Genomic DNA, 10,804 nt, shown 5'->3' with positions numbered 1-10,804 from the left:
CCACGGCGCAGGCACCAACCCCGCCGAGAACGGCGGAGCAGTCATGCAGGACCCACGAGGCGGAAACAGCACCGTCCCCTGCGAAGGCACCATCTGCACCAACCCCAACCACGGCGCAGGCACCAACCCCGCCGAGAACGGCGGAGCAGTCATGCAGGACCCACGAGGCGGAAACAGCACCGTCCCCTGCGAAGGCACCATCTGCACCAACCCCAACCACGGCGCAGGTGAGTAGCGCCACAGGCCATCTCCGAGCTGGTTCGGTCCCGACGCCTGATTCTCGACATCGACGCCGCCCGGCTTCCACACGGTGGAGGCCGGGCGCACCTACACAGGCTCCGTCCGGCTAAGATTCTGATGCATATCTGTACACGCTGGCGCGTGGAGGGGGTTTATCTGTGCCACATTCGGATTCGGTCCTGTCGCGTCGACAGTTGATGCTGCTGACGGCAACCGCAGCCGCTGGAACGGCCTGTGGGGTATCTGAATCACCTGCGTTGCAACCCGGGTCCATTGCACGATCCACACCTGTCAGCGCAACACCCACATCGACCACCCCCACCACCTCGTCGTTCGAACGTCGCGTGCCGACCATGTGGGGTACGAATCTTCCCGGGATCACCACAACCGGGATCAGCGGTCTGGACCATCCGACACTGCATCTGACATTCGATGCGTGCGGCGGCAACGGCGGATCGCTCATCGACGTCGCCCTGCTGAACACCCTGCGGAGAGAATCTATTCCGGCCACACTCTTCCTCAATGCACGCTGGGTTCGAGAAAACCGGAAGACCGCCGCCGACCTCGCGTCAGATCACCTCTTCGAGATCGGCAACCACGGAACACGTCACGTTCCGCTGTCGGTCGCCGGCCGCACCGCCTACGGTATCGAGGGAACCTCCGGTGTCGACGATGCTATTCGGGAGGTTGTCGACAATCAGAAGGTACTCGCGGATATCACCGGACTACCACCCACTTGGTTCCGGGCAGGCACGGCACACTACGACGACGTCGCGGTCGACATCGTCGCGGAACTCGGCTTGTCCATAGCGGGATTCTCTGTGAACGGTGACGGCGGCGCCACACTCACCGCACCGCAGGTCGCAGCAAACCTGGTGGAGGCGCCCGACGGCGCAATCGTGCTGATGCACATGAACCAGCCATTCAGCGGATCGGCGTCGGGGCTGCTCGCCGCGCTGCCACTGTTGCGTCAACGCGGCGTCCAGTTCGCCCGGCTGCTCGAGCCGGAGCAGGCGCCGTGATGAATGCCCCACGACACGCCTCGTCCTTCCCAGGCCGATCCGAAGCTCGACGTGAGCATCTCGGAGCCCACCCACCCCCGCGCAATGACCACGAGACTTCGAGACCAACCATGATGGATCCCCATCTCGACACCCATCGACTTCGTCAATTCATGGCCGTGGCCGAACATCTGAACATCACCCGCGCTGCCGCAGATCTACAGCTCACCCAGCAGGCCGTCAGCAGCACACTCAAATCGCTCGAACGTGAACTCGGGGTATCGCTCATCCGGCGTACGGGCCGGAGCATCGATCTGACTCCTGCCGGCCAGACATTGCGCGACGGTGGTGGACCACTGATCGACGCATCCCGCGCTCTCGTCCGCGCAACCCGCGCGGCCGCGGCAGCCGAACCCGATCACCTCATAGTCGGCCACACCCCCGCCCTCACGTCCGATGAGGTGTTCGACCTGACCGAGCCGGTTCGACAAGCGTTCCCCGACGCATCGATCACCGCCAGACAGTGTTTTCCCGGAGATCTGGCACCCGCGCTGCGCGCGGGCACCATCAGTGTCGGACTGAGACGTGGTTCGACAACGCCGCGAGATTTGGCCGCGGCGATCATTGCGTACTCCATGCTGAACATTGCGGTATCGGCCGAGCATCCCCTGGCCTGGAAGGCATCCATCACGATGGGTGAACTCGCCGGGTTCGGTCTCATTCTGTGGGGACCACCCGGTGAGTCCTTCTACTCCGACTTCCTGATGTCGGTGTGCCGACGCGCAGGTTTCGAGCCGAGTGTCACTGTCAATCATATTCAGGGAACCACACCGACGACCGCAGTCATCGGGAACGGGCACTTCGCATTCGTAACGGCTGAGCCGGGACCCTGCCATCATGGCCGAGCGGTGGTGATACCGATCGAGGATCCACCGATGGCCCCTGTTCAAGCGCTGTGGCTCCGCCATACGACACCGCGACTGGTGCAGCCTCTACTGGGAGCCGTTGTGCCGCCGGGGTGACGGCACCGAATCGGCACCCCGGCCACCCTCGACGGCGAACGCCCGGTCAGACGATCAACGTTGCTCCTGTCGCGGCTACAACCTCGTCAACGGTCACACCGGGAGCGGTCTCCACGAGAGTCAGCCCCTCGGCGGCGACGTCGATGACCGCGAGATCGGTGATGATCCGCTGCACGCAGCGCTTGCCGGTCAGCGGCAGCACACACTCGTCGAGGATCTTCGGCTCGCCCTTCTTGCTGACGTGGTCCATCATCACGATGACGCGCTTGGCACCGTGCACGAGATCCATCGCACCGCCCATACCCTTGACCATCGCGCCGGGAATCATCCAGTTCGCGATGTCACCGGAGGCCGACACCTGCATCGCACCGAGCACCGCGACATCGATCTGGCCACCGCGGATCATGCCGAACGACTGCGACGAGTCGAAGAAGGATGCGCCGGGAACGACGGTGATCGTCTCCTTGCCCGCGTTGATGAGCTCGGGGTCGAGCTCCTCCTCGGTCGGGTACGGACCGACTCCGAGCACACCGTTCTCGGAGTGCAGGATGACCTCGACACCCGGATCGAGGTAGTTCGGGACGAGCGTCGGCATGCCGATTCCGAGGTTGACGTACTGCCCGTCGGACAGTTCCGCCGCGACCCGCGCCGCCATCTCCTGGCGGGTCATGCCCTTGCGCTCGGTGGCTGTCGTCGATGTCATGCCCGCACCGTCCTGTTCTCGATTCCGACCTCGACCGGCCCGACGTGCACGACGCGCTGCACGTGGATGCCGGGGGTGTGGATCTCGTCGGGGTCGAGTTCGCCCGGCTCGACGAGGTGCTCGACCTGAGCGATGGTGATCCGGCCCGACGCGGCGGCCGGGGGATTGAAGTTGCGGGCCGATGCCCGGTACACGAGGTTGCCGTGCCGGTCGCCCTTCCAGGCGTGGACCAGCGCGTAGTCGGCGACGATGCCGCGTTCCATCACGTAGGTCTCGCCGTCGAACTCGCGGGTCTCCTTGGGCTTCGACGCGACGGCGATACCGCCGTCGCCGTCGTAGCGCAGCGGCAACCCACCCTCCTCGACGGCCGTGCCGACACCGGCGGGGGTGAAGAACGCGGGGATGCCCGCGCCGCCGGCGCGGAGGCGCTCGGCGAGGGTGCCCTGCGGGGTCAACTCGACCTCGAGTTCGCCGGACAGGTACTGGCGCGCGAACTCCTTGTTGGAACCGACGTACGACGAGATGGTGCGACGGATGCGCCCCCTCTCGAGCAGCAGGCCGAGACCGAAGCCGTCGGTGCCGCAGTTGTTGCTGACGGTCTCGAGTCCGGTCGCGCCCTGTTCCAGCAGCGCGTCGATGAGGATTTCGGGGATGCCGACCAGGCCGAACCCGCCGACGGCGATGGTGACGCCGTCCGGCACATCGGCCACAGCCTCGGCAGCGGAGGCGACAACTTTGTCCATGCATGCCACCATAGCGTCGTTCGTACGTGACGTGAACCCCTGTTCGCGATACGAACATTTCCCGGCGGAATCGTTGATTCGCGGCGGTGGCGGAACTAACCTGTCCGCATAGCGTCCATTCGTCCATATCGCGAACGCTCGCGGCGGACCCGACCCACGACCGGAGCTCGAATTGACCGTCACCCTGCACCACGAACGGCACGGCGACCCGTCGGCGCCCACCGTCCTGTTCCTCGGCTCACTCGGCTCCGACCTGTCGATGTGGCAGCCCCAGATCGACGCACTCGCCGAGACCCGGCACGTCGTCGCCGTCGACCACCGCGGTCACGGCTCCTCCCCCACCCCGCAGGGCCCGTACACGATGGCCGAACTCGGCGGCGACATCGTCGCGCTGCTCGACTCCCTCGGCCTCGACTCCGTCGACCACGTCGGGCTGTCGCTCGGCGGGGCCGTCGGCCAGTGGCTCGCCGCGCACCGTCCCGACCGCATCCGCACCCTCACCCTGCTGTGCACCTCCGCGGCATTCCAACCGGCACAACCGTGGTACGACCGCGCCGCGACCGTCCGCGCTGACGGGCTCGCCTCCATCGCCGACGCGATCGTCTCCCGCTGGTTCAGCCCCGGCCGGGCCGCCCGCGACCCCGAACTCGTCGCGCGACACGTCGAGATGGTCAAAGGCACCACCGACGAGGGTTACGCCGCGTGCTGCGAGGCCCTCGCCACCTGGGACGGCCGCGACGACCTCGCCCGCATCACCGCGCCGACCCTCGTGATCGCCGGCGAGCAGGACCCCGCGACACCCCCGTCGACGATGCAGGCCCTCGCCGACGGCATCGCCGACTCGGCGTTCCACATCGCCGATCCCGCAGCACATCTCGCGAACGTCGAACAACCCGAACTCGTCACCACCTTGATCACCGCGCACCTCGGGGTGACGTCGTGACCGACACCTCCGCACCCTCCGCCGACACCGCCGCACCCACCGCGTCCCCCGACTACGTGCAGTCCCTCGCCCGGGGCCTGTCGGTCATCCGCGCATTCGGCGCCGATTCGCCCCGGCTGACCCTGTCGGACGTCGCGCGCGCCACCGAACTCACCCGCGCCACCGCGCGCCGATTCCTGCTCACCCTCGTCGAACTCGGCTACGTCCGCACCGACGGATCCCACTTCTGGCTCACCCCCAGGGTTCTCGAGCTCGGCTACAGCTACCTGTCGGCTCTGTCGCTGCCCGAGATCGCCCGACCCCACCTCGAAGCCCTCGCCGACCGGATCCACGAATCGACGTCGGTGTCCGTGCTCGACGGCGACGACATCGTGTATGTCGCCCGGGTTCCGGTCAACCGCATCATGACGGTGACGATCACCCTCGGCACCCGGTTCCCGGCGTACGCGACGTCGATGGGGCGGGTCCTGCTCGCCGGGCTTCCCCCGCACGAACTCGACGAGCATCTCGAACACACCGATTTCACGTCGATCACCGGCAACACGGTGCGCGATGCCGACGGCCTGCGGGCAGAGCTCGCGGCGGTACGCCGCGACGGATACTGCATCGTCGACCAGGAACTCGAGGAGGGCCTGCGCTCGCTCGCCGCACCGATCCGCGACGCCGCCGGCACCGTCGTCGCGGCGGTGAACATCTCCACCCACGCCGCCCGGTACAGCACCGAGAGCCTGCGCGCCGAGCTCGCCCCGGCGCTCGTCGCCACCGCCGATGCCATCTCGTCGGATTACGCGCGCACCCAGACCAATTGAGAACGATTCGGAGAACAACGTGACCCTCGACAATTCCGCGAACGACGTCGTCGTCTGCGAGTCGCTGCGCACCCCCGTCGGACGGTTCGGCGGCGTGCTGAAGGATGTCGCGCCCGAGGACCTCGCCGCCACGGTCATCCGCGAACTCGTCACCCGCACCGGCATCAGCGGATCCGACGTCGACGACGTCATCCTCGGCCAGGCCTCCCCCAGCGGCGAGAACCCCGCCATCGGACGCATCGCCGCACTCAATTCCGGTCTGGGCGTGGATGTTCCGGGAGTACAGGTGGACCGCCGCTGCGGGTCGGGTCTGCAGGCGATCCTGCAGGCCGTCATGCAGGTGCAGAGCGGCGGCAGCGACCTGATCCTCGCGGGCGGCACCGAATCCATGAGCCGCGCCGAGTTCTACGCCACCGGAATGCGGTGGGGTGTCCGCGGTGACGCCGTCGCGCTGAACGACCGGCTCGCCCGCGCCCGCGTCACCGCCGGCGGTCGCGACTTCCCCGTCCCCGGCGGCATGATCGAAACGGCCGAGAACCTGCGCGCCGAATTCGGCATCAGCCGAGCCGACCAGGACGCCCTCGCCGTGCAGTCGCACCGGCGCGCCGTCGCCGCGCAACGCAACGGGATCTTCGCCCAGGAGATCGTTCCGGTGACCGTGCCGCAACGCAAGGGCGACCCGCTCGTCGTCGACACCGACGAACACCCGCGTGCCGACACCGATGTCGACTCCCTCGCGACACTGCGTCCGATCATGGGCAGGCAGGATCCCGACGCCACCGTCACCGCGGGCAACGCCAGTGGCCAGAACGACGGCGCCGCCCTCGCGATCGTCACCACCGCCCGCAAGGCCGACCAGCTCGGCCTGCGCCCCCTCGCCCGCCTCGCGAGCTGGGCCGTCGCCGGAGTTCCCCCGCGCACCATGGGCATCGGCCCGGTGCCGGCCACCGAGAAAGCCCTCGGTCGTCTCGGGTTGACCCTCGCCGACATGGACGTCATCGAACTCAACGAGGCGTTCGCCGCGCAGACCCTCGCCGTGATCCGATCGTGGGGCATCGACGCCGACGACACACGCCTCAACCCGAACGGGTCGGGCATCTCGCTCGGTCACCCCGTCGGCGCGACCGGCGCCCGCATCCTCGCGACCCTCCTGCGCGAACTGGACCGGCGCGGCGGCCGATACGGTCTGGAAACCATGTGCATCGGCGGCGGTCAGGGCCTCGCCGCGGTCTTCGAGCGCATCGCCTGACGAAACGGCCCCGGCCGCGCCCCACGACGCGGCCGGGGTGCGGTCCGGAACCCTACGTCTCCGGCGCGACCCGGATCAGCAACTTCCCGAAGTTCTTCCCCTCGAGCAGACCCAGGAACGCCGACGGTGCGTTCTCCAGCCCGTCGACGATGTCCTCCCGGTACCTCAACTTCCCGGTGCGCACCCACTGCGTCGCCTCGCGCAGGAAATCGGCGGAGAGTTCGGCCGCGAACTCCGACTGGATGAATCCGCGCACCGTCAGGCTCTTGACGAGGATCTGGGAGAAGAACGCCGGTAACCTGTCGCGCCGGTCGGATTCGACCCCGTTGTACTGGGCCACCAGCCCGCACACCGGCACGCGCGCGTACCGATTGAGCAGCGGAAGCACCGCGTCGGCGACATGACCACCGACGTTCTCGAAGTACACGTCGATACCGCGCGGCGCGGCAGCCGCCAGGTTCGCGGCGAAGTCGGGATCCCGGTGATCGAGGGCCACATCGAACCCGAAGTCGTCGATCAGCGCCCGGCACTTGTCGGGGCCGCCGGCGATACCCACGGCGCGCGCACCGTTCAGTTTCGCGATCTGCCCGACCGCCGACCCCACCGGGCCGGTCGCGGCGGCGACGACCACGGTCTCACCGTGCTGCGGCTGCCCGATCTTGCGCATCCCCGCGTAGGCGGTGAACCCGGGCATCCCGAGCACCCCCAGCGCCGTGGACAGCGGCGCCGCCTCCGGATCGAGGCGACGCACGGTGGTCGCGTCCAGGACGGCGTGCGACTGCCAGCCCGCCCCGGCGAGCACGTAGTCTCCGACCTCGAGGTCACGGTGCCGGGATTCGACGACCTGCCCGACCGTGCCACCGACCATCACCTCGCCGAGTTCGACGGGCGGTGCATACGATTTGGCCGTGCTCATCCGCCCCCGCATGTACGGGTCCAGCGACAGATACACCGTCCGGACGAGCACGTCACCGTGCCCCAACGAAGGAAGATCGACAACCTCCGTGCGGAAATTGTCGACGGTGGGCGCTCCGTCCGGGCGGGAAGCGAGGACGATGCGGGTGGTACGGGACGCGGTGGAACTCATACCTGCACAGTGTGCCCTACGGCGCGGTGGCCGGTGAACCGTTCGGCTGCGGAAGCCTCCCGATCACCGACCGGCGGCACCCGTCACGCAGCCCCGGAACGTTCACCGCGCGGCGGTTCGTAGCTCGAGAACAGCCGCGAATGGATGAGTTCGGTGAACGACGGACCGTCGTGGTCGGCACGGCGGGTGGGCCGCTGCGCCTGCTGTGCGCGTCCGCGGGACACGTTGGATGTGGAACGAATCGACACATCGGCTCCTCTCGGATGGGAACGAGAGCGCGACAACCGGAAACCGTGCACGGAATGTGCGGACTGGGTGTGCGACCCCCTGGACTACATATACATGCTCGATGCACGTAACGCACGCAGGCACTCTCGGCGCGCCACGCGCCACAACACCCCGACGTCGCCGTTGTCGGACACCACGGCGACGTGCGGACCCCGGCTGCTGCGCAGATCCGGATCCACGATGCCGGAAGGCCCGATCGCCGCAGCGATCAGGCCTTCCCCGGGTCGGTCGTCGGTCCCGTCAGGAGACGGGCACCGGAACCTTCTTGCGGTTCGCACCGCGGTTCTTCTTGGTCGGGCTCTTCGAGCTGTTGTTCGCGCTCGGTTTCGTGCCGGCGGAGGCGGCCGTCGCCGGTTGTGCCGGTCGAGGCTTCTCGTCGGCCGGTCGCGGTGTCTCCTGCGCGTAGTAGAAGTGCGGGCGCCGGCGGCCGAGGAACGAACCGCACCACGACATGACGGCGATGTAGCGGTTGCGGAAGCCCACCAGGTACACGAGGTGCACGGCGAGCCACAACACCCACGCGATGAAACCGGTGAGCTGGATCCGGCCGACCCGCGTGATCGCGCTGAAGCGGTTGATGATCGCCATGCTGCCCTTGTCGCGGTACTTGAACGGTGTACCCGCGGGGATCTTGCCGAGGATCATCTTCGCGACGTGCCGGCCGCCCTGCATCGCGAACGGCGACTGCGCGGGCAGATTGTTCAGGGTCACCATGTCGCCGATGGCGTAGATGTTGTCGGCGCTGCCGACGGTGAAGTCGTCGTCGACGAGCAGCCGACCACCGCGGACCGTCTCGCAACCCGTGCGCTCGGCGAGGACACCCGCGAAGTCGTTGGCCTGGATGCCCGCCGACCAGATGATCGTCTCCGCGGTGAGCCGGCGGGTCTCGTCGCTGCCGGCGGTCTTCAGCGTGGCGCCGGACTCGTCGATGTCCGTGACGAGGGTGTTGAGGACGACGTCGACACCGGCCTTCTCGAGGGAGTCCTTCGAGTACTCGCTGAGCTTGCCTCCGAACGGCGGCAGCACCTTGTCGGCGCCCTCGACGAGGGTGACCGTCACGTCGGCCGGGTCGACGTTGTGCACCGACTCCCCGAAGTAACGCTTGGCGAGTTCCTTGATCTGACCGGCGAGCTCGACACCGGTCGGGCCGGCACCGACCACGATGAAGCTGAGCAGATTCTTGCGGCGCTCGGCGTCGGTCGTGGTGTGGGCTTCCTCGAAGCATCGCACGATCTGGCGACGGAGCCGGTCGGCGTCGTCGACGGTCTTGAGGGCGTACGTGACGTCGGCGAACTCGTCGCGGCCGAAGTACGCCTGCCGCGCGCCGGTCGCGGCGATGAGCTGCTCGTAGCCGAGGGTGTGGCGCTGGCCGTGCGACTCGTACACGACGGTGTTGTCGTCGGGATTCACGTCGACGACGCGGCCCAGTCGAACGTCGGCGTTCGGGTACTTGGCGAGGATCGCGCGGACGGACGGGGCGATCTCGCCGGGCGAGATGACGCCGGTCGCGACCTGGTACAGGAGGGGCTGGAACAGATGCTCGGTGGTCTCCGAGATCAGTACGAACGGCTTACCCGCCTTACCCAGCTTCTTCGCTGCGGCGAGCGCTCCGAATCCGGATCCGACGATGACCACCTCGGTCCGGTCTACGAAGTCGGCCTCTCCCTTGTCGGTCGCTGTCATTCTCCCGATACCTCCACATTGAAGTTCGATATGAGTCCAACCTAGGTATCTCGGGTTCGACATCTCCAGTAACCTGGGATATTCGAAAGACTGTTATCTGTTTTGCTCATGAATCGGTGTGTGATGGACTTCCGGCAACTGCGCTACTTCCTGGCGGTCGGGGAGGAGTCGAGCTTCTCGCGCGCCGCGCAGCGGTGCTTCATCTCCCAGTCCGCCATCAGCCACCAGATCGCGAAACTCGAGAGCGAACTGGGCGTGACCCTGTTCGACCGCACCACGCGGTCGGTCGGACTCACCGCCGCGGGGCAGCGGCTCATGCCGATCGCCGAGGAGGTCCTCGCGCTCGAAGCGCGGGCGCTCGAGGTCGGGCACGAGCCGCGCGGCAGTATCCGCATCAGCGCGAACATGAGCTTCGCGGCGCAGAGCCTCGACGCGATCTCCCAGGTGCGCGAGCGGAATCCGAAACTGGATGTCGAGTTCGTCATCAAGGACTTCACCGACCGGGTCAACGCGGTCGCGTCCGGGGAGGCCGACCTGGCGCTGATCCGCGGCGAAGTGGACCGTCCCGGACTCGAGACGGTCCGGCTCGGCGTCGAAGACCTGGTCGTGGTCACGTCGAGCCGTCACCCGCTGTCGGCGTTCTCGACGGTCGATCTGGGCGAACTCGCCCACTACCCGCTGCTGCTGCCGCCGCGCAGCAGCCAGGTGTTGCTGCACCGCGTCGTCGAGGACGCGTTCGTCGAGGTGGGGCGGCGGGTGCTGCTGGGTCCGGCGATCGCGAGCGATCACACGGCGACGCTGGAGGTGCTCACCAACCCCCGCGCGTGGACGGTGCTGTATGCGAGCACCGCGAACGAGACCCCCCGCAAGGGCTTGAAGTTCATGCGTGAGAGCAACCACCGGCTGCGGGTCCCCGTGTGCGGAGTGGTGCGGTCGGGCACGACCCCGTCGCCGGAGCTCGAGTTCCTGATCCGGGCGTTGGCGACGTCGATCCTCTCCCCCGGCGACACCCCACCCGTGCGCACTTCTGGTAGCT

At 67.6% G+C, this 10,804-nt stretch carries 11 protein-coding genes and 1 pseudogene; 7 read left to right on the top strand and 5 right to left on the bottom strand.

Annotation, left to right across the window (positions count from 1 at the left end; all coding sequences use genetic code 11):
- From LDQ05_RS15530 to LDQ05_RS15520, 3 genes are all read left to right on the top strand, one after another.
- The coding region (locus tag LDQ05_RS15530; protein ID WP_226437853.1) for a hypothetical protein at positions 1-235 on the top strand (235 nt) is incomplete at its 5' end.
- Positions 236-437: 202 nt separating this feature from the next.
- Positions 438-1,262 (top strand): polysaccharide deacetylase family protein, encoded by an 825-nt coding sequence (locus tag LDQ05_RS15525; RefSeq protein ID WP_226437855.1) that lies wholly within the window; start codon positions 438-440, stop codon positions 1,260-1,262.
- A 110-nt stretch (positions 1,263-1,372) separates the two neighbouring features.
- Positions 1,373-2,263 carry a LysR family transcriptional regulator gene (locus tag LDQ05_RS15520; RefSeq protein ID WP_226437852.1) on the top strand — a complete coding sequence of 297 codons (891 nt, stop codon included), beginning with the start codon at positions 1,373-1,375 and terminating at the stop codon, positions 2,261-2,263.
- A 46-nt stretch (positions 2,264-2,309) separates the two neighbouring features.
- On the opposite strand, the gene LDQ05_RS15515 is transcribed toward LDQ05_RS15520, so the two are convergent.
- Both LDQ05_RS15515 and LDQ05_RS15510 read right to left on the bottom strand, forming a co-directional pair.
- Positions 2,310-2,966, bottom strand: coding sequence for a CoA transferase subunit B (locus tag LDQ05_RS15515; RefSeq protein ID WP_226437851.1), 657 nt, complete (start codon positions 2,964-2,966; stop codon positions 2,310-2,312).
- Positions 2,963-3,709 (bottom strand): CoA transferase subunit A, encoded by a 747-nt coding sequence (locus LDQ05_RS15510; protein ID WP_226437850.1) that lies wholly within the window; start codon positions 3,707-3,709, stop codon positions 2,963-2,965. The genes LDQ05_RS15515 and LDQ05_RS15510 overlap by 4 nt, the downstream gene beginning before the upstream one ends.
- A 172-nt stretch (positions 3,710-3,881) precedes the next feature.
- Here LDQ05_RS15510 and pcaD point away from each other — a divergent pair.
- The 3 genes and pseudogenes from pcaD to LDQ05_RS15495 all read left to right on the top strand — a co-directional run.
- A pseudogene (gene pcaD / locus LDQ05_RS15505) lies at positions 3,882-4,637 on the top strand (3-oxoadipate enol-lactonase); the annotation flags it as partial.
- A gap of 11 nt (positions 4,638-4,648) precedes the next feature.
- Positions 4,649-5,461, top strand: a complete 813-nt coding sequence (locus LDQ05_RS15500; protein ID WP_226437849.1) for an IclR family transcriptional regulator — start codon at positions 4,649-4,651, stop codon at positions 5,459-5,461.
- 19 nt (positions 5,462-5,480) lie between these two features.
- Positions 5,481-6,710 carry an acetyl-CoA C-acetyltransferase gene (locus LDQ05_RS15495; protein WP_226437848.1) on the top strand — a complete coding sequence of 410 codons (1,230 nt, stop codon included), beginning with the start codon at positions 5,481-5,483 and terminating at the stop codon, positions 6,708-6,710.
- Between the two features lie 52 nt (positions 6,711-6,762).
- Here the strand turns inward: LDQ05_RS15495 and curA are convergent, their stop codons facing one another.
- The 3 genes from curA to LDQ05_RS15480 form a co-directional block, all read right to left on the bottom strand.
- On the bottom strand, positions 6,763-7,797 hold the full coding sequence (gene curA, locus LDQ05_RS15490) for an NADPH-dependent curcumin/dihydrocurcumin reductase (protein WP_226437847.1): 1,035 nt from the start codon (positions 7,795-7,797) through the stop codon (positions 6,763-6,765).
- 83 nt (positions 7,798-7,880) lie between these two features.
- Positions 7,881-8,045, bottom strand: a complete 165-nt coding sequence (locus tag LDQ05_RS15485; RefSeq protein WP_226437846.1) for a hypothetical protein — start codon at positions 8,043-8,045, stop codon at positions 7,881-7,883.
- A gap of 280 nt (positions 8,046-8,325) precedes the next feature.
- Positions 8,326-9,768 carry an NAD(P)/FAD-dependent oxidoreductase gene (locus tag LDQ05_RS15480; RefSeq protein ID WP_226437845.1) on the bottom strand — a complete coding sequence of 481 codons (1,443 nt, stop codon included), beginning with the start codon at positions 9,766-9,768 and terminating at the stop codon, positions 8,326-8,328.
- 123 nt (positions 9,769-9,891) lie between these two features.
- Here LDQ05_RS15480 and LDQ05_RS15475 point away from each other — a divergent pair.
- On the top strand, positions 9,892-10,804 hold a 913-nt coding region (locus LDQ05_RS15475), incomplete at its 3' end, for a LysR family transcriptional regulator (protein ID WP_226437854.1).

The organism is Rhodococcus yananensis (genome assembly GCF_020515525.1).
Lineage (GTDB): Bacteria > Actinomycetota > Actinomycetes > Mycobacteriales > Mycobacteriaceae > Rhodococcus > Rhodococcus yananensis.
Note: the sequence above shows the minus strand (reverse complement) of the source record. Positions and strands in the feature narration are given on the sequence as shown.